The organism is Bradyrhizobium sp. LVM 105, from assembly GCF_003957705.1.
In the GTDB taxonomy this organism is placed as follows: Bacteria; Pseudomonadota; Alphaproteobacteria; order Rhizobiales; family Xanthobacteraceae; genus Bradyrhizobium; species Bradyrhizobium frederickii.
This window is the reverse complement of record NZ_QZMV01000011.1, coordinates 125,628-151,782: the sequence shown is the minus strand read 5'-3', so window position 1 is coordinate 151,782 and position 26,155 is coordinate 125,628. Positions and strand designations below refer to the sequence as shown.

Sequence of the window (26,155 nt, the reverse complement as noted above, 5' to 3'; positions counted from 1 at the left end):
CGCCGTTTAGGTTCGCTCGATCGACAGGATCGCATAATTGCGAAGTGACCAGGGTACCCTTTCAAAAAGGCAAGCAGCACATGTCCACAGACCTCATGCCTAATCGCTACCGACCTGGCGAGTCCGAGCTTCCCAGGCGTGAATCCGAGCTCATCGCTCGCCGTGACAAGGTTCTGGGCGCTTCTTATCGGCTCCAGTACCGACGGCCCGTGCACTTCATTCGCGGCGAGGGTATGTGGCTCTACGATCCCGACGGCCGAGCTTATCTTGACTTCTACAATAATGTGCCGTGTCTCGGCCATTGCCACCCGGAAGTAAACGCGGCAATGGCCGATCAGGCGGGCCTAATAAGCGCCAACACGCGCTATCTGGAGCCAAAGCTTGTCGACTATGCCGAGCGGCTGGTCGGTACTTTCCCGAACGAGCTCGATCGGGTGGTTTTTACGTGCACGGGAAGTGAATCCAACGATCTGGCCCTGCGTATTGCGCGGTGCGCGAGCGGCAAGGAAGGCGTGATCGTTTCTACCTATGCCTATCACGGGACTAGCGCGGCGACCGCCGCGGTTTCGCCAAACCTGGGAGACGCCGTCAAGCTCAGCCCATTCGTGCGGATGGTGTCCCTGCCTGGGCCGGCGGGCGTACCGGAAGCCCAGGCTGCGGACTTCTTCGAGATGCAGATTCGTTCGGCCATCATGGATCTGAAGCGTCGTGGCATTGGCGTTGCGGCCCTGCTCATCGACAGTATTTTCTCTAGCGATGGTGTGTGGGTAGATCCTCCCGGCTTTGTTGCCGGTGGAGCTGCGGCGGTGCGAGAGGCCGGTGGTCTGGTCATTGCCGACGAAGTTCAACCGGGCTTTGGGCGAACCGGCGCTTACATGTGGGGCTTCGAGCGACATGGGATCGTTCCGGATCTCGTTACCCTCGGCAAGCCGATGGGCAATGGATTTCCGATTGGCGCTGTGGTTGGTCGCAGAGCGCCGATGGAGCAATTTGGTGCCACCTCTCGCTACTCGAACACGTTTGCCGGAAACACAGTCGGAATAGCCGCCGCGGAGGCCGTGCTAACGATCCTGCAGCGCGACCAAATCCCGCAAAAGGCACTCGCGGTGAGCGAGCGCCTCCGCGCCGGACTGGAGAAGCTAGCAAAGCAGCGTCATGAGGTGCGCGCGATCCGAAACGCCGGTCTTTTCTTTGGCGTCGACATGGGGGCGGAGGGCACCCCGGCGGCAGGCCGGCGCGCAATGGCTTTGGATGTCGTCAACGCGATGCGGGATGACGGCGTACTTATCAGCACCACAGGGGCCAATGAGGATACATTAAAGGTGCGTCCTCCGCTCGTTTGCCAGGCGGAGCATGTTGATCTATTCCTTGCATCCATGGAGCGCGCCCTCATCAGGGTCGCAGGCTAGATACATACTCTGCGAGCCGATGGCATGCGCCAGTTCGGGCCGAATGCGTGCGCTAAAGCCGAATGACGATCGTCCGCGATACGGCGCGGCCGAGGAAATCGTTGCCCGTGCCTGCTGGACAAGTCAGTAGCTTGTTGGCGCGCAGCACGGCTGCGAAACAATCCCAGATGTCGGTATCTCGCTATGGGTATTCTGTAGCCATCAATGGGGCAGTTCGCTTGGCGGATTCAGCTCAGGGCGTGACCGGCCAATCCGTAGACCCACGGCTCGTTTTCCTTTCGGTTGAGGAATCGCCGTCCCTTGGACATGGTCGTGACAGTATCGCTCATTGCGAGGCCGCTTTGTTGAAGAAAGTCGGCAAAGGGGCCCATCTGTTCACGCGTATCCACGCGGGCAAATCGTCCGACGAGATCCCTGAGATGCACGGCCGTGAGATGGATCGCGTCACAATCATTGTTGGCGACGATGGGGCCGATCACATGACCGCGTCCAAATTCGCGGTTCATGGAGTAGCCGACGGTCTCGCCGCCGCGGCGCAGAACGCAGATCGATGCCCCCTCCGCAAGCAACGCAAGCAGCTTCTGGCGGTTCGTTCCGAAGGCGCGCTCATCCAGTGCCGCTATCTCTTCGACATTCTCCGCCGAAAGCGAGTGCAATTCGCCGTCCAGAACTGGCACCGCCGGGAGAGATGATACGACCTCCCCCTGCCAAAGATATACGACGGCTTCTTTGGTGAAGCCCAGCGATAGATAGAGGTGATACGCGGCGTCAGTGGAGTTGAGGCTCAGATTCCGACCGCCGCAGCGCTCAAAGACCTGTTCCATAAGCCATCGCCCAGTGCCTTGCGCCTGGGTGCGAGGCGATGTGATCACCAAGCCAATCGTCGCGAATTCGCGGCCGTGTGGGAACCACATCGCGCTGCCGAAGACGCGTCCGATGCCGTCGACCGCGACGATGCCATGGCCTGCGCGACGCAAGAAATTCCAATCCTTGGGCCGATGCGGCCAGCCGACCCCAATTGAGAGCGCATGGAGCAGTTTCACATCGACTTCGTTGATGTCCTTCGCAGCGAGTTCAAAGGACTTCACGCGTACCGTTCGTCCCATTCAGCCTCATCCATTCTTGCACGATGCCAGGTCCCTGGGACATCCTGCCTTTTGTCCCGAAGCACAATAGGACAGCAGACGTGCTCCGCCGCATTATGGCACGAATACTCAGCAGTTTTCGCCGGTTTAGGGCAAGTTTTCGAAATCTTCAGGCTGTCGTGCAGCGCAATTCGGCAGGGAAAGCTCCTTCCTGCAGCTACCCTCTCGAAATTCGCAAATTGCGCAGACAGAGCGGGCCACCATGAGTGCTAGAAGAGATCTTGCGAGGCAATTCGCTTTCGTCGGCGGCGAAATGCCAAATGAGGCCGCCTCATGCGCAAGAATGACCGAGGATCCCGGTACGCGACTGTCCGCGTGACACGGCGGGTGCATCGATGGCCTTTCTCTTCAATTCTGACGCGGCCAGGGGCGCGGTCTTCCGCGAGGCGTTTGCGCGTGAGCTTCCTGATCTGGAATTCTACCATTGTAACGAATCCATCGATCCGGAAAGCATACGATACCTGCTGACCTGGAACGTGCCAGAGGATGTCTCGCGCTTTCCCAATCTGGAAGTGCTTTTCTCGCTCGGTGCGGGGGTCGATCAGTTCAAGCCGGAGACCATACCGGATCACGTGAAGCTGGTGCGCATGGTCGAGGATGGCATCGTACGCATGATGCAGGAATACGTCGTCCTTGGCGTGCTGACGCTGCATCGCGAGATGCTCGCCTATGGGGAGCAGCAGAGCAGGGGACTTTGGCAGGCCTTGGCAACGCCACAGGCGACCGATCGGCGCGTGGGTTTCCTGGGCTTTGGCAGGCTGGCGCAAGCTGCAATCGATCGCCTGAAGCCGTTTCGATTCCCCCTTGCTGCGTGGAGCCGCAGCAAGAAAACGGTCGAGGGAGTTGCCTGCTTTCAGGGCGACGATCAGCTTGGGGACTTCCTGCAAGGGACGGATATCCTTGTCTGCCTTCTCCCGCTGACAGAGCAAACGAGCGGCATCCTGAACGCAAAGCTCTTCTCGCGTTTGCCAGCGGGAGCAAGGTTGCTGCATGTAGGCCGCGGCCCGCAGCTTGACCAGGGCGCACTCATCGAGGCGCTCGACAGCGGGCACCTGGCAGCAGCCATGCTCGACGTCACCGATCCCGAGCCACTGCCGCAGAGCCATGCACTCTGGTCCCATCCGAAGGTGATCATCACGCCGCATATCGCGTCCGTGACACAACCGCATACGGCGGCACAATCCGTCATAGAGAACATCCGGCTTCACCGCGCCGGACAAATTCCGGTCGGCCTCGTCGATCGAACACTCGGCTACTAACGGGAAAGATGCCATGTCACTTCTGGTCACCATCGACACCAATCCGGACTTCGAACCAAAGCACGCCGTGCCCGCTCCGGAACGGCTCATTTCGGGCAGTCCATCCTTCAAGACCTGGGCGCAGGATGCCTCGAAAGGCGAGAAGGTGCTGACCGGCGTCTGGGAAGCGACACCGGGCGAGACCCATTCCATCAAGGGCACCACCTTCGAGTTCTGCCACATCCTCTCGGGCCTCATCGAAATCGAGGAAAAGGATGGCGAGGTCAGGAGTTACCGCGCTGGCGACAGCTTTGTGATGAAACCCGGCTTCGTCGGAGTCTGGCGCACGATCGAGACGGTGCGAAAGATCTACGTCTGCCATTATGACTGAGGCGGTGCCGAGGGCCGCACTGGAAACGGCGCACCGAATATTCGACCTTCAGGGCCGCGTCTGACCGGATGCAACGCCGCCAGACAATTCATTCTCGATGAAAAATGCGGCGTGCGGTCCTGTACTGCTCGCATGAGACGGCATCGTCTCGCCAATCGCAAATCCCGGCTGTGATGGCGGGGAGGGCCGAAGACAAGGAGCAAGCCATGATTGCGTTGAAGGACAAGGATCTGTTTCGCCAGCAAGCACTGATCGGCGGCAACTGGCGCGATGCGAGCACGAAAGCCACCGTTGAAGTCATCGATCCTGCGAGCCAGACAGTGCTCGGCACCATCCCCGACATGGGCCGAGACGAGACGAGGGCGGCGGTCGACGCCGCGGCGGCTGCGTTCAAACTGTGGAAGACCAAGGCTCATGCAGAGCGTGCCGTGCTGCTGGAGCGCTGGTATGAGCTCATGCGGCGCCACGAGCAGGACTTGGCGCTTCTGCTAACGCTGGAACAAGGCAAGCCGCTTGCTGAATCGCTCGGAGAAATCCGCTATGGGGCATCCTTCGTCAAATGGTTTGCGGAGGAGGCTCGCCGCATCAACGGATCGACGATCCCGGCGCCCAGCGTCGATCGCCGCATTCTGGTGCTGAAGGAGCCGGTCGGCGTCTGCGGGATCATCACGCCCTGGAATTTCCCCAACGCGATGATTACGCGTAAGGTGGCACCGGCGCTTGCCGCGGGCTGCACCGTGGTCATCAAGCCCTCTGAATTCACGCCCTTTTCAGCCCTTGCCATGGGTGTACTGGCGGAGCGGGCGGGAATTCCACCTGGCGTGATCAACATCGTGACGGGCATGCCGACGGACATCGGCAAGGAGCTGATGGCCAACGAAACTGTCCGCAAGATCTCCTTTACGGGATCGACCCGCGTCGGCGCGTTGCTGATGAAAGGTGCTGCTGACAACATCAAGAGGCTCAGTCTCGAGCTCGGCGGCAACGCGCCGTTCATCGTCTTTGATGATGCCGATGTCGATCGGGCCGTCGAGGGCGCGATTGCGTCTAAATTTCGCAATGGCGGCCAGACGTGCGTTTGCTGCAATCGCATTCTCGTGCAGTCGGGCATTTACGACGCCTTTGCACAGAAGCTTGCCGGCCGGGTCGCGAAGATGAAGGTCGGTGCGGGTACGGAAGAGGGGGTCACAATCGGGCCGATGATCAACGCGGCGGCGATCGAGAAGATCAAGCGGCATGTCAGCGACGCCCTGGACAAAGGCGCGAAGATCATCTCGGAGAGTGAGGCGATGCCGGAAGGTCGGCAATATGCCCGTCCTCTCGTGATCGGCGAGGCGACGACTGAGATGCTCTTGGCTTCGGAAGAGACTTTCGGGCCGGTCGCACCGCTGTTCCGCTTTGAGACCGAGGACGAGGCGATTGCGATTGCCAACGGCACGCCATTCGGCCTTGCCGCGTACTTCTACACTGAAAATTTGAAGCGCTCGTGGCGTGTTGCCGAGGCGCTGGAGTTCGGCATGATCGGGCTGAATACCGGTCTGATCTCGACCGAGGTTGCGCCTTTCGGCGGCTTCAAGCAGTCGGGTCTCGGACGTGAGGGGGCGCAGCTGGGGATAGAAGAATACCTCGAGACCAAGGCGCTCCATGTCGGCGGGCTGGACTGAGCGGCCCATCGGATCGGCAGCCGAAAGAAGAAAGGGGGCGGTCGACCGCCCCCTTTTTTCCTTCACTGTGCACCGATCTCTATTGAAGCTTTCGCAGAGCTGAAGCACTGCGAGAGAACCCAAAAAGAATGCGTTCAAGCGCTTTTGCGCGGGGGCTCAAGCCCGACTGCCGCAGCAAGCCCGTCGATGCCAGCGACCTCGGTGTATTCGTAGAAGGGATTGGCGGGCTCGTGACCGCGGTTCACCCAGACCTTGCTCTTGATGCCCAAGTCGTAGGCGGTCATCAGATCGTAGCGGAAGGAGGAGGAGACGTGGGTAATGTCCTCCGGGCCGCAGCCCAGCTTGTCCAGCATATACTCGAAGCCCTTCATGTGCGGCTTGTACGCGCCGGTCTCCTCCGCCGTGATGACCATGTGGAAGGGAGCGCCGAGTTTCTCAACGTTCGACATGATGAGGTTCTTCATGGAGTTCGACAGGATCACCAGCGGAATCTCCCTGGCAACCTTGGCCAGGCCCGCCGGCACGTCGGCATGCGGACCCCACGTGTGGATTTCTTCATTGATGCGCTGGGCATGCTCCGGCCGAAAGACGATACCGTTGCGTTTGCAGGCGCGCTCCAGCGCATTGTGCACGACCTCGAAGTACGGCTTCCAGGCGCCCAGGACCTCATCCAGGCGGTAGGCCGAAAAATCCTTGATGAGCTTTGCCATCGCCGCGGCCGAAAGCTCCGAGCCATAGACACGGGTCGCGGCGCCGGCCATGTCGAAATTCGTCAGCGTGCCATAGCAGTCGAAGGTGATGTACTTGGGTCTAAACGTTGCCATCGCTCGTCCTCTCAGTCCTCATGCGCCGCTTGCCGGCACGACAAGCAACATAGCGAGCGAGCAACCAGATAAAGCACCGCTGTCGCGGCGACCCGGAGCAGATTGTTTCGTATTGGGTCGGAGCTTTGGCAGAGAGTTGCGCCCACGTGTCGAATGCGAGCGTCATCCGGGCGGTCGTTCGGCACCGGCATAAAATTCCGCAGCGATCATCGATGAAAGTCAAAACGTCCTCCATCCATACGCTGCATGCGAGCAACTGCTGTCTCCGTCGCCGTACGTTGCATCCGATAAGATCGGGCGGCCGCACGGCGTTGCGGCCGATCTGGAGGACGACATGTTGAGCAACTCGCTGACTGAACTCGATCGGGCGCATCTGATTCACCCGGTCTCATCCTACCGCAGCCATGAAAAGTCGGGCGTGCGGGTGCTGAAATCGGCCAAGGGCGCCACGCTGACGGATGCCTCGGGACGTCAGTTGCTCGACGGCTTCGCGGGTCTGTGGTGCGTCAATGCCGGCTACGGCCAGGACAGCATCATTGAAGCGGCCACAAGGCAACTGCGCGAACTGCCATACGCGACGGGATACTTTGGGTTGGGCTCCGACCCGGCTATCAGGTTGGCGGCGAGGCTCGCCGAACTGGCGCCTGGCGATCTGAACCATGTCTATTTCACCCTGGGCGGCTCCGATGCCGTCGACAGCACGATCCGGTTCATCCGCTACTACTATCATGCGAAGGGTACGCCACAGAAGGACCAGTTCATTTCCGTGGAGTGTGGCTATCACGGTTCGTCAACGACGGGCTCCGGCCTGACTGCACTGCCCGCCTTTCACACGGGCTTCGGAGTGCCTTATAGCTGGCAGCACAAGATCCCGTCGCACTATGCCTATCGCAATCCTGTCGGTACCCATCCTCAGGCTATCATTGCCGCATCGGTTGCGGCCCTGCGGGCCAAGATCGCCGAGCTGGGCGCCGATCGCATTGCCGCCTTCTATGTCGAGCCGATACAGGGGTCAGGAGGCGTCCTCGTTCCGCCGCCGTCCTGGCTGAAGGCGATGCACGCCGTCTGCAAGGCGCACGACATTCTGTTCGTTGCCGACGAGGTCATCACCGGCTTTGGCCGGGTCGGTCCGCTCTTCGCCTGTGAAGAGGACGATATCGTGCCCGATCTCATGACGACGGCAAAAGGACTGACCTCCGGCTATGTGCCGATGGGGGCCGTTCTCATGTCGGACCGCGTGTACAACACGATCGCTGACGGCGCCGGCAAGACGGCCGTCGGTCACGGCTACACCTATTCCGCACATCCCGTCAGCGCAGCCGTCGGGCTCGCATGCCTCGACCTTTACGAGAACGGCTTGCTGGAAAACGGCCGTAAGGCCGGCCACCGCCTGATGGAAGGGCTTCGGACGATTGTCGATCATCCGCTTGTCGGGGACGTCCGTGGTCGCGGCATGCTGGCCGCAATCGAGCTTGTCACCGACAAGGAATGTAAGACGCCCCTGCCGGCGGAAGCCGACGCGGCACGTCGCATCTTCGACCGCGCCTGGGACAATGGACTCGTCATCCGCGCCTTTGCTCAGGGCGTGCTGGGTTATGCGCCGCCGCTCTGCTGCACCGATGCGGAGATCGACGGCATCATCGAACGGACAAGGACCACGCTCGACCAGACGCTCGAAGATAGCGACGTCCGCGCGGCGATGAAAGGATGATCGGCGCGCTCGCGATCGGCGGCCAGATCGTTCTTCAGCCGTTGAAGATGCTCTCGAGGGGTAGGTGAGACTTCACGATAGGAGACTTGAGCACGACAAAGCTGAAGTATTTGTCGATGCCAATATCCATTTCGACGAGGCGCTCCATGATCGCCTGGTATTCACTGATCCCTGAGGTGATGAACTTGACGAGATAGTCGTACCCGCCCGAAACCAGATGGCACTCGACGACGGAATCGATCTTTTCAATCGTCGTGAGGAAGCGCGCGAAATCGATCTGTCGATGATTCTTCAAAGTGATTTCGGCGAACACCGTCAGTGTCTGTCCGAGCTTGGCAACGTCGATCTGGGCGGAATAGCCGGTGATGAAGCCCTCGGTCTGAAGCCTCTTGACGCGCATCAGGCATGGGCTCGGGGACAGGTTGATCAGCTCTGCGAGTTCGACGTTGGAAATCCGCCCGTTCTTCTGCAGTTCGCATAAAATCCTGATGTCGATCTTGTCGAGCTTCATAGCGATGCCTTGAGATTGTGGAGGACGGCAGCGTCAAGGCTTTGAGGCTTCAGCGTCATACACACTGTCATAGCACCAACCCGCATCTTTGCCCACTGAGCGGTAAAATTGCCCTTCAGAACTCGGCGACCTTGCCCCAGGCCCCCAGTTTCAGCCGCTCCGGCCTGTAGGGACGCGGGTCGACGATCGGCACACGACCAGTGATGATGTCGGCAATCATATGCCCAGCGCCGGGGCCAATCCCGAAGCCGTGTCCGCTGAACCCCGCCGCCAGGATGAAACCTGGAATCGCATCGACTTCACCGATTGCCGGAACGCCATCCGGCGTACTGTCGATGTAGCCGGCCCAGACGTTCGAGATGGCGACGCGCCCGAGCTCCGGCAGCAATTCGCAGGCGCGTCGATGCGTCAGCCGAATCTGCGCCATGTCGGGACGGGGATTGAGCGTCCGGTTCAGCTCCATGGGGGTCGCCTGATCCAGCTCCCATTTTGCAAGAGATTCATGGCCATGGCGCACACCCTCGAACGCTCCCGGGGCAAGACTTCGCCACCGACGGGCGAACATGGGCAGGAATTCGCGGCCGAACCTGAACTGTTGCGGCGTCGGATCGACTCGCGCGCGCCCACTGATTGCCAGCGTGTATCCGCCGTTCGCGCGTCGGGTGAGCGACACGAGCGCGGTATGCAAGGCGTCGGGCAGACCGGCGGCGCCGGGGTCGACGGCGAGAATGGACTGGCGCACGGACGCCTGCGGAAAACGAATTCCATACTGGTTGCAGAACGAAGAGGCCCACGCGCCTCCCGCCATGACCGCGATCTTCGTACGGATCGTGCCCGCTTCGGTCACCACTCCGTTGACCCGGCCGGCACCGAGTTCTATGCCGCGCGCCGCGCAATTCTGGTGTACCGTGCCACCGGCCGCCATGATCGCGCGGGCGGCAACGGGCACTGCCTTCGAGGGATCTGCCGTTCCGTCCGTTGGAGAAAAGACGCCGCCTTTCCACTTGCGGCCTGTCGCCTTGCCCCGCTCGCTCGCCTCTTCCGCGCTAAGCATATGTGTGGTGACGCCGACGGTCCTGGCGAAATCGCGCCACTTTGCCCAGCCCGCCAACTCGGTTTCGTCGTTCGATAGATACAGAAGGCCGCAACGGCGGAAACCCGTGTCCTCACCCGTTTCCTCGGCAAATCTCTCCCAGAGGTCGAGGCTCTTGGTTGCGATCGGCAGCTCGCGCGCATCGCGGTTCTGTTGGCGGCACCATCCCCAGTTGCGGCTGGACTGCTCGGCGCCGACGCGACCCTTTTCGAGCAAGGCGACCTTGATGCCACGGCAGGCGAGATAATAGCTCGTGAATACGCCCACCACGCCGCCGCCAATCACCACGACATCGGCCTCGCCAGGCAGGAACGGGCTGGATTCGATATGCAGGAGCGGCGCGCTCATCAGACAGGGTCTCCGGTGGCTGCCGTAACGTATTCGAGAAGAAGCGGCAGCCCTCGCGGACTTTCGCGATCAGACCGAATTTCCTGCGGTTCATTGCCTTTGACACAGGCTATTATTGCGAAAACATTGTGCATGCTGCGGCTAGCGGGCGGCGAGACCGATGCACGCGCTTCGGCAATCGATGGGCTTCCCTTCTGGGCAGGCGCTGCTGCTGGCCTGGCGGCACAGAGTGAAATGCCAAATCGGACTTCGTTTTCGGAAGTTCCTGCTGCCCGGATGCCCGCTTTCGGCGATTCCGGGGAGATCGAAATCGCCAATATCGGGAGAACCACTCGATCGGTGGGGCGAAGTCCATAGAGGCAACCTGCATGAGCCCAGCAGCACACCTTGGCAGAAGCGATCAAGCCATGACGCGGGTGTCATCTGTGCTTCGCTTCGATCGGGTTGACCAATTCGGTCGGCGCCGCGCTCTGAACGACAGCTCTTGCTTGTTGCGCGAGGAGGCCTGAATCATGTCGCAGCCTCCAACGAAGGAATGGCAAGTTGAGCGGCAAATTGTCGACCTGTCGAAGGAGCGTGGCAACGCAAAGAGCCAAAGGCTCGATTTGCAGCCGCATGACCGAACCCGGTCAATAGGGGAGGATCTTCCTATGGCCTCTGACGTGCAGGCTGCGGCCCCCGCCGATGTTGCGCTCTCGGTGCGCGACCTGAGCGTCAGTCTGCCTGAGGGAATGGAGCGAGCTTACGCCGTCGAGAACGTCTCCTTCGATCTGAAGCGCGGTCAGATCCTGTGCATCATCGGAGAATCCGGATCGGGCAAATCGGTCACGGCAAACGCGATCATGGGGCTTCTGCCGAAGGCGATCAGGGTCTCCTCGGGTGCGGTCCACCTGAACGGGATGAACATCGTCGGCCTCTCGCCCATCAAGCTCCGCAGCCTGCGCGGCCGCGTCGTTTCAATGATCTTTCAGGATCCTCTTTCGGCGCTCAACCCGCTGATGACCGTGGGCGCACAGATCGAGGAGGTGATGGCGGCGCACGATGTCGGCACGCCGAAATCCCGGCGCAGCCGGGCCATCGACCTGTTGATTGAAGTGGGACTGCCCGATCCGCAGCTGATGTATCACCAATATCCCTTCCGCCTTTCCGGCGGGCAGCGGCAGCGGGTGATGATCGCCATGGCTCTGGCGCTTGAGCCTGCGATCCTGATTGCGGACGAGCCGACCACGGCGCTGGACGTGACGACCCAAGCGCAGATCCTCCAATTGATCCGCGACATTCAGCGCCGCAAGGGAATGAGCGTCATGTTCATCACCCATGACTTCGGCGTCGTGGCGGAGATTGCCGATTCCGTTGTGGTGATGGAAAAGGGCCATTGCGTGGAGCAGGGGACCGCCGAGCAGGTGCTCAAGTCGCCGAGCCACCCCTATACTCGCCGCCTGATCGCGGCCGTGCCACACCTCACCGGCAAGGACCGCATTGCTTTGCGACCCGCGGACAGAACGTCCATCCTCAAGGTGGAATGTCTCGCAAAGACCTATCGCAGCGGCAGCTCGCTTTTTGGCAGGCAGCGCATCGTTGCGGCGGTCAATGGCGTCACGTTCGATCTTGCGTCCGGGCGCACGCTGGGCGTGGTCGGGGAAAGCGGCTCGGGCAAATCGTCGCTGGGTCGGCTGCTGATCAAGCTCATGGACAGCGACAGCGGCTCGATCCTGTTCGAAGGCCGCGACATCGCCGCGCTTTCGGAAGCCGAGTTTCGGCCCTTGCGGCCAAAGATCCAAATGATCTTCCAGGATCCGTTCGCCTCGCTCAATCCGCGATCGACGGTGGGCCAAATCCTCACGGTGGGTCCGGTCGCGCATGGGATGCCCTACGGCGAGGCTGCCGAGCGCGCGCGAGAGCTTCTGTCCCATGTCGGCTTGGATTCAGGAGCTTTTGACCGCTATCCGCACGAATTCTCCGGCGGGCAGCGCCAGCGCATCGGCATCGCCCGGGCACTGATGTTCGAGCCAAAATTGCTGATTGCCGACGAAGCTGTCTCGGCGCTCGACGTGTCGATCCAGGCTCAGATCCTGAAGCTGCTGGACCGGATTCAGCGCGAGACGGGCGTCTCGATGATCTTCATCACGCATGATCTGCGGGTTGCAAGTCAGATCTGCGACGAAATCGCCGTCATGCATCGCGGACACATCGTGGAGCATGGGCCGCCTTCGCAGATCTTCCTCGACCCGAAATCCACCTACACGCGAGAACTGGTGGCGGCGATCCCGGGGGAGCAGCCGGCGAATGCAGCACACGTAGCAAATCCATAAACCCCACGGCGGACATCAAAAGCGAGGAGAGAGGTCATGAGCAAGCGTTCGACGACTCAATCGAGCTACTCGCGGCGCGACGCGCTGCGAATGGTTGCGATCGGCGGAGTTGCCGGTCTGATCGCGCCCAATCTGCTGGGAAAGCCTGCCTTCGCTCGGACGTCTTCAAAACCGAGCGGTCGGGTGATCGTCGGACTTGGGCAGGAGCCGACCGTCTTCAATCCGCTGATGGTCCACATCGAAGTAGATGATGGCGTGCATTTCTCGGTCTTCGATGCGCTCTTCCGCATCGATCCTCAGGGCGTCATTCAACCAAATCTGGCCGTGGAAGTGCCGAACCAGAAGAATGGTGGCATTTCGGAGGACGGTCGCAAATGGCGTATTCGCCTGCGAGACGATGTCCGCTGGCACGACGGCAAGCCTTTCAGCGCCGAGGACGTGAAGTTCACGCTCGAGCTGATCATGAATCCCAACTTCCGCAGCTGGCGCACGGCCGGCCATGCTCTCGTGCGCGACATCACGGTGATCTCGCCCACGGAGATCTCGTGGCGAATGGAAGAGGCTTTTGCGCCTTATCTGTCGTTCCTGACCGAAACCTTCATCGTTCCCAAGCACATACTCGAGAAGGAAGCCAATCCGAGCAACGCCGCCTTCAACCAGGCGCCGGTCGGCACCGGTCCGTTCAAGTGGGGCAAGCGAGTTGCCGGCGATCATCTCGAGCTCGTGGCTAATCTCGAGTACTTTGGTGAAGGCCCTCACATCGAGAGGCTGGTCTTCAAATACATTCCCGACCTCACCGTCCTCTACACTCAGTTCAAGAGCGGCGATGTGGATCTGGTGGGGCAGCCCTACATCACACCTGACCACTACGGGGAAGCCAAGACGCTGCCGAACCGAGTGGTGGCCCTGGTCCCAAGGAGCTCATTCGAGTCCTTCTACCTGAACCTCGAGCGTCCCCAGTTCAAGGAACTTGCGGTTCGCGAGGCGCTCTACGCGGCAATCGACAAGGAGGCAATCATCCAGGGGCTCTATTACGGAGTGCCGACGCCGACTGAGACCTTCATGCCCAAGCAGTCCTTGTATCATAACCCCAATCTGCCGGCTCACGAGTTCAATCTCGATCGCGCGCGCAAGCTCCTCGACCAGGCCGGCTGGGTGCCTGGACGGGATGGCATTCGGGCCAAAGGCGGCGTCCGCCTGTCCTTCGCCAACTCGACAACATCAGGCGATCCGCTTCGCGAGCAGGCGCAGCAGTTCTTGCAGCAGGCATTCGCGCAGCTGGGCATCGAGATGAAGATATCGAACTTGCCCGCCGCCGTGATGTGGGGTGAGTTCTGGCAGCAATCGCAATTCGATTCCGTGATCGTCGGCAGCACCTATCTGATCGGCGCTGATCCGGATGTTACCAACCGCCTGCACTCGCGTTCGATCGCAGCGAAGGGCGGGCGCGGCTCGAACAATGCGCAGTATTCAAATCCAGAGGTCGATGCTCTGCTCGACAAGGGCGCGCGCACCTTCGATCCGGAAGCGAGGCGCGGGATCTACCACAAGGTACAGGAGCTTGTACGTCGGGACCTGCCCTTCCTTCCGCTGTACCAGAGCAATGCGGTCCAGGGTAACAAGAAGGGGATTTCGGGTGTCGTGCCGAACGGGAATACCCGTACGGAATCATGGAACGCGTTGGCCTGGTATTGGACGAGTTGACCGGCCGCCGCTCGAGGCCTGCATAGCCGGAGGACGGCGGCGAACTGGTACAGCCAACTTACATGGAGACTCGAATGTCCGGGTTCCTGCTCAATCGTCTCTCGCAGAGCATCGTGCTGCTTGTGATCGTCTCGATCATCGGTTTCACGGTTCTCAACCTCATGCCGGGCGGTCCTCTCGCGCAGTTCGGGCTTGATCCCGGCATGACCCAGAAGGACGTCGAGCGGCTCGCAGAGCAGCTTGGGTTGAACCGCCCGCTGTGGCTCCAGTATCTCGACTGGGCCTGGCGGCTGATTCAGGGCGACTGGGGCCACTCTTTCCGCGATGGCTCGTCGGTGCTCGCGGTGATTGGTCGGCATCTCCTGGCGACGCTGCTGCTGATGGGCACGTCCACCGCCTTGGCGATCGCGGTCGGCACCTGGATCGGAATCCGCGGTGCCACCCATCGCTATTCCCTGTTCGACTACTGCGCGACGATCTGCGCCATGGTCGCATTGTCGGTCCCGACATTCTGGTTCGGCCTCATCGGCATCTACATCTTCACGCTGAAGCTCGGCTGGGTGCCCGCAGGCAACATGTACACGATCGGAGACGGGTCGGTCATGGACTACCTGCATCACCTGATCTTGCCGAGCTTGGTGCTGTCGCTGGTTCATGTCGCGATCTGGAGCCGCTACATGCGCACGGCGACACTCGACGCGCTAAGCCAGGATTTCGTCAAGACGGCCCGAGCCAAAGGCGTGAGCGAGCGCCGCATCTTGCTGAAACATGTGGTCGGCAATGCGCTGTTACCGATGATCACGCTGGCTGGGATGCAGCTTCCCAGCATTCTGACCGGCGCGCTGGTCACGGAAACGGTGTTCACCTGGCCGGGAATGGGGCGGCTGTTTCTCGACAGCCTTGGTTACAGCGACTATCCGGTCGTGATGGGGCTGTTGATCTTCTCGGCCGTTCTGGTCGTCTCGGGCAACCTGATCGCAGACATCGTTATCGCTATCGTCGACCCGCGCATTCGCCTGGCTTGAGCCCGCGGACTTACGCCTGATAACAGGAGGCAGCAGAATGACCGCAATTGCCGCGCATCTACCTCCAACTCGCTGGTGGCACAGCCGTGCGGTGTACCGCTTCATGCGCCATCATCTGGCGCTCGTGGGGGTCACGATGATCACCCTGCTTGTGTTGGCATGCACCATCGGTCCATATGCGTTGCCCTACGACTCGCTCCACATCGATCTGCGCGCTCGTTTTGCCCCACCGCTAAGCGGTCATCACTACTTCGGCACCGATCCCCTCGGGCGTGATTTGGCTGCGCGGCTGCTGATGGCCGGGCGCGTCTCGCTCCTGGTGGGATTCTCTGCGATGCTGCTGTCAACGCTGATCGGGACGCTGGTTGGCGTAACGGCCGGCTATCGCGGCGGCTGGATCGGCGCGGCGCTGATGCGCGTGGTCGACGGGTTCCTTTCCTATCCCTCGATTTTCCTCGTGCTCGCGTTGGCCGCGACGTTGCGGCCCAGCCCGGTGATGATCACCGTCATCATTGCGGTCACGAGCTGGATGGAGACTGCCAGGATCGTTGAGGCAGAGGTCCGCTCGCTGCGCGAGCGTGAATTTGTCCAAGCCGCGCGTATGGTGGGACTGAGCCGGAGGCATATCATGTTCCGGGAGATCCTGCCCAATGCCATGGGTCCCATCATCGTCGCCGCGAGCCTGGCGGTCGCCCGCGCGATTCTGCTGGAAGCCTATATCAGCTTCCTCGGTTACGGAATTCAGCCGCCGCTGCCCAGCTGGGGCAACATGCTCAACGGCGCGCAGCAATATCTGGCCAGCGCTCCGTGGCTCGCCATCATTCCCGGTGCTGCGATCACGATCGCGGTGACGAGCTTCAACTTCATCGGCGATGGGCTCCGAGATGCCCTTGACGTTCGAAACGACCACTTTTGACGGTTTGAGTTCAATGCAAGCCGAGGTGCAGGCCTGCGGTCGCCTGAACATCTAGGAGCCATAAGCCATGCACGCGCCGACAATTGCCGAGAAGGCGACGCCCTACTGGTGGGAAGCCGCCCCGCTTACGCCGCTGCCTGAGCAGCCATTGCCCAAGAAGCTTGACGTTCTGATCGTGGGCGCGGGCTATGCTGGACTCGCGGCCGGGTTGATGCTGGCGCGCGAGGGACGCTCGGTCGCGGCCTTTGACGCAATGAATCCGGGCGAGGGAGCTTCGACGCGCAACGGCGGAATCACCAGCGGAAGCATTCGGCCGGACTACGACACGCTGGCGCGGCGGTTCGGCGAAGAGAAGGCGCTGGCGATCGAGGCGGAGGGCAAGGCCGCGCGAGAATTTCTCTACGATTTCATCAAGACGGAAGGGCTCACCTGCGACTTCCAGCTGGTCGGACAGTTCAAAGGCGCGTTTGGATACGAACAATACGAAGCCATGGGACGCAGCGCGGAGAGACTCGCGAAGAAACTGGGGATCGAAGCTTATGCAGTTCCCTATGCCGAGCAGCGCAACTACATCGGTACCGATGTCTATCGCGGCGGCACGGTTCGGATGGACATCGGCGGGCTGCACCCGGCGAAATTCCACGCAGAACTCGTGCGTGTCGCGCTCGCTTCCGGGGTGGCCGTCCACGGCGGAACACCAGTCACCTCGATCGAGAGGGATGGCTCCGGATTCCGCGTCGTGACGTCAGCCGGCGCGCTAGAGGCGCGTCAGGTGCTGGTTTGTACGAACGGCTATACCGATGGCGTCGTCCCCTTCCTGCGCCGCAGGCTGGTCCCGGTTCGCAGCCGGATCATCGCGACCGAGGAGCTCGCGCCCGAAGTCATGGCGCGGCTGATGCCTAAACGCATGATGATCACCGAGAACCGAGAGATCGGCTTCTATTACCGTCCATCGCCCGACGGCAAACGCATTCTGCTCGGCGGACGTGACAGCTCGCGTGTCGGCGATCCCGTGGCTCCGAAGCTGCTTCTGCGCAGGGGGCTTGTCAATCTGTTTCCTGAGCTCGAGAACGTTCGCCTCTCACACAGCTGGTTCGGCAACGTGGCGATGAACCGCGACATGATACCCCGCATCTTCGAGAAGGACGGCATCGTCTACGCCACCGGCTTCTGCGGTTCGGGCGTGGTCTGGGCGCCATGGATCGGCATGCATGCGGCCCACAAGCTGATGGGACATGAGGAGCGGGCGCGCAGTGCATTTGACTTCCGGCCTCCGGCTTTCATCCCGTTCTATCGCGGCAATCCTTGGTTCATGCCTGCGTTCATTCAGGGCTACCGGATGCGTGACCGAATCGCGATGTGGCGCGCCAGCCGTTGACGGCATATTGGATGCGATGCTGCATCATCTACGAAATACTATACCGAACTTTGCTCCTGGTTGCTCGCATAATGCCGTCGAGCTCAAGATACGCTGCAGACGATCAGAGGATCATCAGATTGCCGTCGTTCCTGTCGGCCACTGGCGATTAGTCGGGCAACTCCGAGCAAGAGACATCGGCGTATCATGACAAGAGCAGCATACCAGGACGGAGATCGTGTCGAAGAGAACGTGGTCCTGGTTCCCTTCGCCAGAGCGCATCTGGAAGGTGCCCTAAAGCTCTCGCAAGAGATGTCCTGGCCCTATCGGCTTGAGGATTGGGACGTCGCGCTGCAGTTGGGCCATGGCTTTGTGTTGCAGCGTGCCGGTGTGGTGATCGGGACAGCGGCTTGGTGGCCATACGGCGACACCCATGCGTCCGCGGGCATGATCATCGTCGCGAAAGACGCTCAGGGCCGCGGTTATGGGGCGCGGCTGATGGATGCGTTGCTGGCATCGGCGCATCCACGAACCATCGCGCTGAATTCGACGGCCGAAGGCATCATGCTCTACCGGCGCCGCGGCTTCGTCCCCATCGGGATCATCCATCAGCATCACGGCATCCCAAGAGGGCGTTTTGAGGCGCCGCATTCCGGCTTCATCAGGCCGATGGCTGTATCGGATTTTGAGGCCATCACGCGGCTCGATCAGGAAGCTACGGGATTGGACAGGCAACGGATGCTGGACCGGCTCCTCCAGAGCGGTGATGGCTATGTTCTCTTGCGTGACGGCACGCCGCGCGGCTACGCCATCTGCCGCCTCTTCGGCCGCGGACATGTCATCGGCCCTGTCGTCGCCGAAAACCCGGCCGATGCCCGCGCGCTGATCGAAGCTGCGCTCGTACGTCTCGAGCGTGCTTTCGTCCGCATCGACACTTCTACCACATCGCAGCTCGGAGAGTGGCTCGAAGGCATCGGCCTGCAGCAAGTCAGCGATGCCACCACCATGATCCTGGGGACACCGGCGCACTCAACCGGAACGGCGCGCCTGTTCGCGCTCGCCAACCAGTCGTTCGGCTAGGAGACGTCGACGTGCTACGCCAGGAGATGCGCGAGGCAGATATCCGAAACGGTGAGACGGCCGAAACGATCGGCGCGCTGGCAACGCCGGCCCTCCTGCTCGACAGCGACCGGCTCGATCGCAATCTCGCCCGCCTCTCTTCGCGTATGCAGGCGCGCGGCGTCGTACTGCGTCCCCATATGAAAACGGCGAAATCCATCGACGTCGCTCGACGCGCTCATCGGTCGGGTCCCGGGCCAATCACCGTCTCCACCCTGGCGGAGGCGGAATACTTCGCCCAGCACGGTTTCCGGGACATGACCTATGCCGTGGGACTGGCGCCGCACACCGCAGAGAGAGCAATGCGTCTGCGAAGAGCGGGCATCGATCTCAAGGTGCTGCTTGATTCCCCTGAACAGGCGACGATGCTGGGTGCGACCGGTCGCGCCGCCGGCGTGACCCCGTCCGCCTTCATCGAGATCGACTGCGACGGCCACCGCGGTGGGTTGACCGCCGCCGATCCCAAGCTCGGCATGGTCGCGGCCATCCTGGCCGAAGCCGGCGTCAAGCTCGCCGGCATTCTCACCCATGCCGGCGAGTCCTACAGCCTCTGCACGCCCGAGGCCCTCATCGCAGCCGCGGAAAATGAAAGGGCGGTCGCAGTCGCGGCGGCGGAGGTGTTGCGGGCCGCGGGGCATGAATGCCCTGTCGTGAGCGTCGGCTCGACCCCGACCGCCCATTTCGCGAAAGACTTGACCGGCGTCACGGAAGTGCGGACCGGCGTCTACATGTTCTTCGACCTCGTGATGCACGGTGTCGGTGTCTGCACGACCGATGACATCGCAATCTCGGTGCTCGCCACCGTGATCGGCACGAAGCCGGAGAAGGGCTGGATCTTGGTCGACGCGGGCTGGATGGCGCTGTCACGCGATCGCGGCACCGCGGCGCAGCGGGTCGATCAGGGGTACGGCCTGGTCTGCGATCTCTCCGGCAAGATCTATCCCGACCTTATCGTTGTGCAGGCGAGTCAGGAGCACGGCACCCTCGCCATCAGGCCCCGATCGGCTGAGGCTTTGCCGGATCTTTCGATCGGCGCAAAAGTCAGGATCCTGCCCAATCACGCCTGCGCAACGGCCTCGCAGCACGAGGTCTACAACGTCGTCTCCGGCGGCAGCGAAATGATCCAAGCGCGATGGCGACGAATGCGCGGCTGGTAGGCGGTCGGCACCTATTATCGGATCAAGGATCGCTTCCAATGACCTCTCCCCTCCGACACCTGACGGAAGCCGGCTTCCTCGGAAAATTCTACATCGACGGAGAATGGCGGAAGCCGGTCGGATCAGTCGCGGCAGCAGCAACCGTCGTCAATCCGGCGACGGAGCAGCCGATCGCCGAGGTTACGCTCGGCGATGACGATGATGTGGACTGCGCCATCGCAGCCGCCAGACGAGCCTACGCCGGCTGGTCCATGACGCCGCCTGCCGACAGAGCGGCGCTGCTCGACCGGGTTCATGGTTTGCTTCTTCAGAGGCTGGAGTTGTTGGCGCAGGCTCTCACGTGCGAAATGGGAGCTGCCATCACTTATGCGCGGCGAGCCCAGGTGCCGCTGGCTGCCGAACATATCCGCGTTGCACGCGACAATCTCGCGGACTATCCGTTCGTCACCCGACGCGGCAGCACCGCGATCATGCGCGAGGCGATCGGGGTCTGCGGCCTCATCACCCCCTGGAACTGGCCTCTCTACCAGATCACAGCCAAGGTCGGCCCCGCGCTCGCGGCCGGTTGCACGGTGGTGTTGAAGCCGAGCGAATTATCGCCGCTGAGCGCCTTGCTGTTCGCTGAGGTAATGGACGATGCCGGTTGTCCGCCCGGCGTCTTCAACCTCGTCAATGGGACAGGTCCGATCGTGGGCGCCGCTCTGGCGTCGCATCCAGAGGTCGACATGATCTCGATCACCGGCTCGACCCGGGCCGGCGTTCTCGTGGCGCAGGCCGCGGCGCCCACCGTCAAGCGCGTCGCCCAGGAGCTCGGCGGCAAGTCGCCGAACATCATTCTGCCGGATGCCGATCTGAGCCGTGCTGTTCCGCTCGGCGTCGGCGCAGCCTTCCGCAATCTCGGCCAATCCTGCAGCGCACCGACGCGCATGCTTGTGTCCCGCTCACAGATGGAGGAGATCGAGATTCTGGCGGCGGCCGCCGCTTCTGAATTGGTGGTCGGCGATCCCCTTGCGGAAGGCACGACCCATGGTCCCATCGCCAACCGGCCGCAGTTCGAGCGCGTGCAGACCATGATCAGCATCGGTCTGAAGGAAGGCGCGAAGCTCGTCATCGGCGGGCCGGGGCGGCCCGACGACCTTCAGATTGGCCTCTATGCGCGGCCGACGATCTTCTCGAACGTCCGTCGCGACATGAGGATCGCGCAGGAGGAGATTTTCGGCCCGGTGCTGTCGATCATTCCCTACGACAGCGTGGAGGAGGCGATCGAGATCGCCAACGACACGGTCTACGGTCTCGGCGCCCATGTACAAGGCACTGACATGGAGACGGTACGGGCGGTCGCCCATCAAATCCGGTCGGGTCAAGTGCATCTCAACCATCCCGACTGGGACCCCAACGTACCTTTTGGCGGCTACAAGCGCTCCGGCAACGGCCGGGAATACGGCCTTGAGGGCATGGAGGAGTATCTTGAGACCAAGGCCGTCCTCGGATTTTACCGATGAAGGCCAGCGATCGACCGAGAGCAGCTTCGATCAATCAAGCGGCCAAAAACCCCAACATCTTGCGAAGTCCTGGATGATTTCAGCACATTCTATCGGGTGCATCGTGCGATGAAGGGCTGATCGGAACTTTGCTTCCGCATTCCTGGCAGCCAAGGTTCGTTGGAACATGTCGCCCCACGTCGAGCGCATTTACAGCGATGAGCGTCTTCCGGCCGAGGCCGATGTCGTCATCGTCGGCGGCGGCATCCTCGGCACTACGGCCGCCTATTACCTGGCGAAGCGCGGCCTCTCGGTGGCGCTCCTCGAGAAGGGCCACGTCGCCTGTGAACAATCGAGCCGAAACTGGGGTTGGTGCCGCCAGCAGAATCGCGACCGGCGCGAACTGCCGCTCTCGGTGCTCTCCATGCGGCTCTGGGACGAGCTCACGCGCGATATCAATCGGGACCTTGGATTTCGGCGCTGCGGTCTCGTCTATGCGACCCATGACGAGGCTGTGCTCGCCGGCTGGGAAAAGTGGCGCGAGGTCGCCCGGGAGTACGACGTCGATACCCGCGTGCTGAGCCGGGCGGAGGTGGCCGAGCGCGTCCCCGAAGCGCGCGACAAATGGGTCGGCGGGACCTATTCGGAGCGGGACGGCAAGGCCGAACCTGCGCTGGCCGCGCCGGCTATCGCCGATGCGGCCAGAGTGCTGGGCGCCACGATCCACCAGGGATGCGCCGCGCGCGCGCTCGACCTGGCCAATGGCAAGATTGCGGGCGTGCACACGGAGAAGGGCTACATCAGAACCAGCGCGGTGCTGTGCGCCGCTGGCGCCTGGTCCTCGCGCTTCCTTCGGCCCCTCGGGATCAGCTTCCCCCAAGCGAGCATCCGGCAGACCGCGCTGCGTTCCACCCCCACGATCAATATCGGCGAGGCGGTCTCGACACCCTACTGCACGATCACGCGCCGACTGGACGGCAGCTACACGCTTGCGATCAGCGGCAAGGCGAACCTCGAGATCACGCCCCAGGCGATCCGGTACAGCCGGGAATTCATGCCGCAGTTCTTGCGTCGGCTGAAGAACGTCAGGCTCGGCGTCGGCCGATCGTTCGTTTCGGGGCCGGATTCGATGCCAGCGCTGCTGACCAACGACGATCGGATCTTCGAACAGAATCGCGTGCTGGATCCACCGCCCTTGAAATGGCTGGTGAGCCAAGTGGTGGAGAGTGTCCGGAAAACCTTCCCCCAGCTCGGCGAAATCAAGATCGATAGCGCCTGGGGCGGCTTCGTCGATTGCACGCCGGACGCGGTGCCTGTGGTGTCGCAGGTGGACGGGGTGGAAGGCCTCGTCCTCGCGGCCGGCTGCTCGGGGCACGGTTTTGGTTTGGGTCCGGGGCTCGGCTATCTGGCTGCGGAGCTTGTCGTAAACGACACGCCAAGCGTCGATCCCACACCATTCCGGCTGTCACGTCTGGTCGACGGCTCGAAGCTGGACATCGCCGCCATCTGAAGATCGAGCCGGAAGCCTGGCCTGACGCGCACCCTGGCGAGAAGGACTCGGAGCTGTGCGGGCGGTCGGCTAGATCACGGCTGTCCTTGCGCTCCCGGGATTTAAGCTTGGGGCACTACCATTCTGAGCGGAATGGCGACGCGGTTCGCCGATCGTGTGGAAGTCACCTATCGTCCGGAAGGGCTTGTGTACGAACTCCAAATTCTCGTCAGCGCGGTGCGAGCACCTGTTGCGACGAGGTCTATGCCGCAAGGGGCGGCGGAATCGCCTCGTTCGACTACCGTCGAAACAGGTCGAGAACAACCGAGACCTCGCCTATGCGAGGTCCCGCCCCGGATCGTGCTTGGACGCGCTGAGTTCATTCTGTGCGAGGGGAAGTCTGACCTCAAAGATCGACCCTTCGGGGCCTGATCGAGCAAGAGCCAACTTGCCGCCCGCTCTTTCGAGAAGCGTTCGGCAGACCGCGAGGCCCAGACCCATGCCGTTTGGCCTCGTGGTGAAGAACGGTTCGAATATTCGCTCTTGATCCGCGGGAGCAACACCGGGTCCTGTATCTTGGACGATCAGGAGCGCAGAGCCGCGCTCGGACCGTGAGGACAATGTCAATTCCCGCCTGCCCGATGCAGGGCTCATTGCCTCGATCGCGTTTTTCACCAGGTTGAGAATGACCTGCTGAACCTGCGTGGGGTCTGCGTGCACATAGTGGCCCGGCGTGAAAAAATTCGCCGCGACCCGAATCTTGTGGAGCTGCAGCTCGTGCTCGAGGAGGCGCAATACTTGCAGCACGACGGCTTCCACGTGGATGGTGGTTGTGACGGTTCCCGAGCCCTTGAACAGCTCTCGGACGCTCGAGATCGTTGCATTGACCCGCAGGCTTGCCGCCTCGATGTCCTGCAGAATGACATCGACGTTGGCCAGGTCTGGAGGCTCCATACCAAGCTGCAGGCGCGCGGCCTCGACGTTTAGCGGAATCGACGCCAATGGCGATCTGATCTCATGGGCGATCGCCGCGGTGGCGGCGTCGATGCTCATGAGCCGGTTGCCCCTTTCTCGTCGCAGCATCGTCAACGCGCTGGCGAGGCGCGAGTAGAGCAATGCCGTTTCCGTCAGAAGCACGCTCAACAGCAGTGAGCTCGCGACGAGTGCGAAGCCACGCGCGGCATACCAGCCCAAGGAGAAGCGGACCGAGCTCGCGACCGCCGCGACCAGGAAATTCGGAATCCAGGCCAGCAAGGTCACCATCAGCCAGAGGTCGAGAATGGTGCGTCGGCGGACAAACAGTACGGCGAGCGTAATCGCGCCGAGCAGGCACAGCGCAATGTTGATCTGGTTTCCGAACCGCGTCTGTTGCGTGATGCTGCCCGTGTAAAATGGCGGCAGCAGTGCGACGTTTGCGGTCACCAGCCAGGCCAGCACAACAATCGTCGCCACCACGCCGCAGATCGTCATCGCAAGGCTCTTCGCCGGCGCAATTCGAGAGGTCGGCTTTTCGTCCTTCAGGAAGGCGTAAGCCATGATGCAGAGAGGAAAAGTCGTATGCCAGAGCACGAAGAACCAGGCGGGGCTGTTGTTGCCATCGCCGATCACACCGGCGGGCCCGTAGCCGCCGGGGAAGGTCAGCGTCTGCAGAAAGGCCATGGCGCCGCTGAAGATGTAAGCGCTGCCCACGGCAAGCAGCGCCCTGTGGGGCTGAATCGCGTATTGTGCAAATAAAAGGATCGCCGTGAGCAGGTCGACCAGGCTCAGAACCGTCTGGAGTACCGGAACGAACACGTCGATCCGTGCGAGCTGAAGGTGGGCGAACGGAGCAACCAGCATGGCGATCACGAGCAGGATGATCGCAGCAGCCGAAGCTGCGACCCGCTGCTGGCGCGTCGGAGGCAGCGACGAGATCACGAGCGGGAGGTCGTGAGGAGAATCTACCGGCATGGAGGAAGCCCAATGACATTAACCGGTCGGCCGCCGCCAGTGAGAACGAGTTGAGCGTAAGCGTCAAGTGGACGGTTCTCTAGAGGAGCGTCACAACGCGATTTCATGCCAAAAGCTCCCGGAGGCCGGCTCGAAGCCTGGCTTGCGGAGACGTTCAACGCCGGCGAGCACCTCCGCTGGCCATGGCCGTAACCCGGCCTTGCCAGCGAGCTCGATGAGGTCAACGCGTGGGACTAGGAGCTTGACCGAGACGTGGCATCGGCATCGCCGTCACTTCATTACCGCTTCCACGGCGTCGAGAAGCTGCATGTCGCGATGGGATTCGCAGAACCGCGAAACTCTGTTGGCGTTGCGGCTGAGAGCCTGAGTGTCGACCATAGGATTGTTCCGACGGCCGGCGTAAAAGCCGCTCAGCCAGACATTGACGGTCTGGCTGTGGGTAATGCGCTGCGTGATATATTGATCGCAGGTAATTTTGGAAACGTCGACCATGACCTGGGCTTCGGCTGCTCCTATCGCAGCCGTTGCGCCGAACAATGCGAAGACAAGCTTGCGTAATCTGAACCCAACCATCTGAAGTCCCACAATGATCATCCGCTCATGCGGAGGGTTCGGCGGGGGGAACGCCTTGCGCTTGATCTGGATCAAAGGAATGAGTTGCTCATACAATGACGCAGGGCAGACCGGTCGGATCCGCGCTGCGTTGTGGACCCGGTTTGATCCAATCAGCTCAGCTTCAGCACCAAGTGAATCGCCTGAGGGTCTGGCGTGGCCGCGGCTTTGAACCCGAGCTTCTCGAATATGCGCCGCATAGCGCTGTTCTCCGGCAGCACCTCTGCTGTCAGCTCCTTGAGCCCGGCTTTGCGAGCGAGTGCGGTGAGGTGACGCGCCAGCAGGACGCCGACGCCGCGGCCCTGCCAGGCATCGATGACGACGAACGCCATCTCGGCCCTCCCGGGCTCAAAGACGACGTAACGGCCGCCTCCTATGATCATTGTACGGCCGGCCTGCTCGGCCTCGGCCACCAGCGCGACGTGATTGCTGAAGTCGATGTTCATGAAGAACGCGCGCTCCTTGTCGGAGAAATGGCGTTTGGTGACGAAAAATCGCCGCTGCAACGATTGCACGCTGGTCTGGTCCAGTGCATCAAGCATGTCGGCCTCGTCGTCCGGCCGAAGCGCCCGGATTTCGACCCGGCTGCCGTCCCGCAGGTGCTCGCATACGTTGTAGGTGGCGACGTTCGACATGCGGGCTCTCGTCTCAGCGGGCCGGACAGCGTACTGCCGGGGATGCCGCTCATGAGACGCAGGG

General features: G+C 61.8%; 21 protein-coding genes. 14 read left to right on the top strand and 7 right to left on the bottom strand.

What is annotated here, in order from left to right; genetic code table 11:
- The first annotated feature begins 80 nt into the window (after positions 1 to 80).
- A complete protein-coding gene (locus tag D6B98_RS26980) occupies positions 81 to 1,409 on the top strand; it encodes an aspartate aminotransferase family protein (protein ID WP_126260018.1) in 1,329 nt (442 codons plus the stop codon).
- A 227-nt stretch (positions 1,410 to 1,636) separates the two neighbouring features.
- Here the strand turns inward: D6B98_RS26980 and D6B98_RS26975 are convergent, their stop codons facing one another.
- The gene (locus D6B98_RS26975; RefSeq protein ID WP_126260016.1) at positions 1,637 to 2,515 is read right to left on the bottom strand and encodes a GNAT family N-acetyltransferase; all 879 of its coding nucleotides are present in this window, start codon (positions 2,513 to 2,515) and stop codon (positions 1,637 to 1,639) included.
- Positions 2,516 to 2,889: 374 nt separating this feature from the next.
- Between D6B98_RS26975 and D6B98_RS26970 the strand changes: the two genes are divergently transcribed.
- From D6B98_RS26970 to D6B98_RS26960, 3 genes are all read left to right on the top strand, one after another.
- Entirely contained in the window at positions 2,890 to 3,813 is a 924-nt protein-coding gene (locus tag D6B98_RS26970) for a 2-hydroxyacid dehydrogenase (RefSeq protein ID WP_126260015.1), read from the top strand.
- 13 nt (positions 3,814 to 3,826) lie between these two features.
- The gene (locus D6B98_RS26965) at positions 3,827 to 4,183 is read left to right on the top strand and encodes a cupin domain-containing protein (RefSeq protein ID WP_126260013.1); all 357 of its coding nucleotides are present in this window, start codon (positions 3,827 to 3,829) and stop codon (positions 4,181 to 4,183) included.
- Positions 4,184 to 4,389: 206 nt separating this feature from the next.
- Positions 4,390 to 5,847: an NAD-dependent succinate-semialdehyde dehydrogenase gene (locus tag D6B98_RS26960; protein WP_164718881.1), complete on the top strand. Its 1,458-nt coding sequence runs from the start codon at positions 4,390 to 4,392 to the stop codon at positions 5,845 to 5,847.
- 134 nt (positions 5,848 to 5,981) lie between these two features.
- Here D6B98_RS26960 and D6B98_RS26955 read toward each other — a convergent pair whose 3' ends face one another.
- Positions 5,982 to 6,671, bottom strand: coding sequence for a haloacid dehalogenase type II (locus D6B98_RS26955; protein WP_126260011.1), 690 nt, complete (start codon positions 6,669 to 6,671; stop codon positions 5,982 to 5,984).
- A gap of 334 nt (positions 6,672 to 7,005) precedes the next feature.
- Between D6B98_RS26955 and D6B98_RS26950 the strand changes: the two genes are divergently transcribed.
- Positions 7,006 to 8,382 (top strand): aspartate aminotransferase family protein, encoded by a 1,377-nt coding sequence (locus D6B98_RS26950; RefSeq protein ID WP_126260009.1) that lies wholly within the window; start codon positions 7,006 to 7,008, stop codon positions 8,380 to 8,382.
- Positions 8,383 to 8,416: 34 nt separating this feature from the next.
- Here the strand turns inward: D6B98_RS26950 and D6B98_RS26945 are convergent, their stop codons facing one another.
- Positions 8,417 to 8,893: an Lrp/AsnC family transcriptional regulator gene (locus D6B98_RS26945; RefSeq protein ID WP_126260007.1), complete on the bottom strand. Its 477-nt coding sequence runs from the start codon at positions 8,891 to 8,893 to the stop codon at positions 8,417 to 8,419.
- 115 nt (positions 8,894 to 9,008) lie between these two features.
- On the bottom strand, positions 9,009 to 10,334 hold the full coding sequence (locus D6B98_RS26940) for an NAD(P)/FAD-dependent oxidoreductase (RefSeq protein ID WP_126260005.1): 1,326 nt from the start codon (positions 10,332 to 10,334) through the stop codon (positions 9,009 to 9,011).
- Between the two features lie 650 nt (positions 10,335 to 10,984).
- On the opposite strand from D6B98_RS26940, the gene D6B98_RS26935 reads away from it, so the two are divergent.
- The 9 genes from D6B98_RS26935 (at position 10,985) to D6B98_RS26895 (ending at position 22,915) form a co-directional block, all read left to right on the top strand.
- The gene (locus D6B98_RS26935; RefSeq protein ID WP_126260150.1) at positions 10,985 to 12,646 is read left to right on the top strand and encodes an ABC transporter ATP-binding protein; all 1,662 of its coding nucleotides are present in this window, start codon (positions 10,985 to 10,987) and stop codon (positions 12,644 to 12,646) included.
- Between the two features lie 36 nt (positions 12,647 to 12,682).
- A complete protein-coding gene (locus D6B98_RS26930; protein WP_126260003.1) occupies positions 12,683 to 14,350 on the top strand; it encodes a peptide ABC transporter substrate-binding protein in 1,668 nt (555 codons plus the stop codon).
- A 74-nt stretch (positions 14,351 to 14,424) separates the two neighbouring features.
- Positions 14,425 to 15,375: an ABC transporter permease gene (locus D6B98_RS26925; RefSeq protein ID WP_126260001.1), complete on the top strand. Its 951-nt coding sequence runs from the start codon at positions 14,425 to 14,427 to the stop codon at positions 15,373 to 15,375.
- A gap of 37 nt (positions 15,376 to 15,412) precedes the next feature.
- Complete coding sequence (locus D6B98_RS26920; protein ID WP_126260000.1) at positions 15,413 to 16,291, top strand: ABC transporter permease; 879 nt, start codon at positions 15,413 to 15,415, stop codon at positions 16,289 to 16,291.
- Positions 16,292 to 16,358: 67 nt separating this feature from the next.
- Entirely contained in the window at positions 16,359 to 17,669 is a 1,311-nt protein-coding gene (locus tag D6B98_RS26915) for an NAD(P)/FAD-dependent oxidoreductase (protein WP_126259998.1), read from the top strand.
- Positions 17,670 to 17,855: 186 nt separating this feature from the next.
- Positions 17,856 to 18,728 carry a GNAT family N-acetyltransferase gene (locus D6B98_RS26910; protein WP_126259997.1) on the top strand — a complete coding sequence of 291 codons (873 nt, stop codon included), beginning with the start codon at positions 17,856 to 17,858 and terminating at the stop codon, positions 18,726 to 18,728.
- A gap of 26 nt (positions 18,729 to 18,754) precedes the next feature.
- Complete coding sequence (locus D6B98_RS26905; RefSeq protein WP_126260149.1) at positions 18,755 to 19,924, top strand: alanine racemase; 1,170 nt, start codon at positions 18,755 to 18,757, stop codon at positions 19,922 to 19,924.
- Between the two features lie 38 nt (positions 19,925 to 19,962).
- On the top strand, positions 19,963 to 21,426 hold the full coding sequence (locus tag D6B98_RS26900; RefSeq protein ID WP_126259995.1) for an aldehyde dehydrogenase family protein: 1,464 nt from the start codon (positions 19,963 to 19,965) through the stop codon (positions 21,424 to 21,426).
- Positions 21,427 to 21,592: 166 nt separating this feature from the next.
- The gene (locus tag D6B98_RS26895; RefSeq protein WP_126259993.1) at positions 21,593 to 22,915 is read left to right on the top strand and encodes an NAD(P)/FAD-dependent oxidoreductase; all 1,323 of its coding nucleotides are present in this window, start codon (positions 21,593 to 21,595) and stop codon (positions 22,913 to 22,915) included.
- Between the two features lie 315 nt (positions 22,916 to 23,230).
- On the opposite strand, the gene D6B98_RS26890 is transcribed toward D6B98_RS26895, so the two are convergent.
- The 3 genes from D6B98_RS26890 to D6B98_RS26880 form a co-directional block, all read right to left on the bottom strand.
- On the bottom strand, positions 23,231 to 24,844 hold the full coding sequence (locus D6B98_RS26890) for a sensor histidine kinase (protein ID WP_126259991.1): 1,614 nt from the start codon (positions 24,842 to 24,844) through the stop codon (positions 23,231 to 23,233).
- Between the two features lie 270 nt (positions 24,845 to 25,114).
- Positions 25,115 to 25,492: an HdeA/HdeB family chaperone gene (locus tag D6B98_RS26885; protein WP_235885158.1), complete on the bottom strand. Its 378-nt coding sequence runs from the start codon at positions 25,490 to 25,492 to the stop codon at positions 25,115 to 25,117.
- Positions 25,493 to 25,569: 77 nt separating this feature from the next.
- Positions 25,570 to 26,091: a GNAT family N-acetyltransferase gene (locus D6B98_RS26880; RefSeq protein ID WP_126259989.1), complete on the bottom strand. Its 522-nt coding sequence runs from the start codon at positions 26,089 to 26,091 to the stop codon at positions 25,570 to 25,572.
- Positions 26,092 to 26,155: the final 64 nt, after the last annotated feature.

Excerpts from the sequence above, each read along its gene's own strand:
- D6B98_RS26905 (WP_126260149.1), top strand. The coding sequence starts at position 18,755 with ATGCGCGAGGCAGATATCCGAAACGGTGAGACGGCCGAAACGATCGGC.
- D6B98_RS26930 (WP_126260003.1), top strand. The coding sequence starts at position 12,683 with ATGAGCAAGCGTTCGACGACTCAATCGAGCTACTCGCGGCGCGACGCG.
- D6B98_RS26880 (WP_126259989.1), bottom strand. The coding sequence starts at position 26,091 with ATGTCGAACGTCGCCACCTACAACGTATGCGAGCACCTGCGGGACGGC.
- D6B98_RS26980 (WP_126260018.1), top strand. The coding sequence starts at position 81 with ATGTCCACAGACCTCATGCCTAATCGCTACCGACCTGGCGAGTCCGAG.
- D6B98_RS26945 (WP_126260007.1), bottom strand. The coding sequence starts at position 8,893 with ATGAAGCTCGACAAGATCGACATCAGGATTTTATGCGAACTGCAGAAG.
- D6B98_RS26950 (WP_126260009.1), top strand. The coding sequence starts at position 7,006 with ATGTTGAGCAACTCGCTGACTGAACTCGATCGGGCGCATCTGATTCAC.
- D6B98_RS26895 (WP_126259993.1), top strand. The coding sequence starts at position 21,593 with ATGTCGCCCCACGTCGAGCGCATTTACAGCGATGAGCGTCTTCCGGCC.
- D6B98_RS26940 (WP_126260005.1), bottom strand. The coding sequence starts at position 10,334 with ATGAGCGCGCCGCTCCTGCATATCGAATCCAGCCCGTTCCTGCCTGGC.
- D6B98_RS26935 (WP_126260150.1), top strand. The coding sequence starts at position 10,985 with ATGGCCTCTGACGTGCAGGCTGCGGCCCCCGCCGATGTTGCGCTCTCG.
- D6B98_RS26975 (WP_126260016.1), bottom strand. The coding sequence starts at position 2,515 with ATGGGACGAACGGTACGCGTGAAGTCCTTTGAACTCGCTGCGAAGGAC.
- D6B98_RS26920 (WP_126260000.1), top strand. The coding sequence starts at position 15,413 with ATGACCGCAATTGCCGCGCATCTACCTCCAACTCGCTGGTGGCACAGC.
- D6B98_RS26925 (WP_126260001.1), top strand. The coding sequence starts at position 14,425 with ATGTCCGGGTTCCTGCTCAATCGTCTCTCGCAGAGCATCGTGCTGCTT.
- D6B98_RS26915 (WP_126259998.1), top strand. The coding sequence starts at position 16,359 with ATGCACGCGCCGACAATTGCCGAGAAGGCGACGCCCTACTGGTGGGAA.
- D6B98_RS26955 (WP_126260011.1), bottom strand. The coding sequence starts at position 6,671 with ATGGCAACGTTTAGACCCAAGTACATCACCTTCGACTGCTATGGCACG.
- D6B98_RS26890 (WP_126259991.1), bottom strand. The coding sequence starts at position 24,844 with ATGCCGGTAGATTCTCCTCACGACCTCCCGCTCGTGATCTCGTCGCTG.
- D6B98_RS26900 (WP_126259995.1), top strand. The coding sequence starts at position 19,963 with ATGACCTCTCCCCTCCGACACCTGACGGAAGCCGGCTTCCTCGGAAAA.
- D6B98_RS26960 (WP_164718881.1), top strand. The coding sequence starts at position 4,390 with ATGATTGCGTTGAAGGACAAGGATCTGTTTCGCCAGCAAGCACTGATC.
- D6B98_RS26965 (WP_126260013.1), top strand. The coding sequence starts at position 3,827 with ATGTCACTTCTGGTCACCATCGACACCAATCCGGACTTCGAACCAAAG.
- D6B98_RS26910 (WP_126259997.1), top strand. The coding sequence starts at position 17,856 with ATGACAAGAGCAGCATACCAGGACGGAGATCGTGTCGAAGAGAACGTG.
- D6B98_RS26970 (WP_126260015.1), top strand. The coding sequence starts at position 2,890 with ATGGCCTTTCTCTTCAATTCTGACGCGGCCAGGGGCGCGGTCTTCCGC.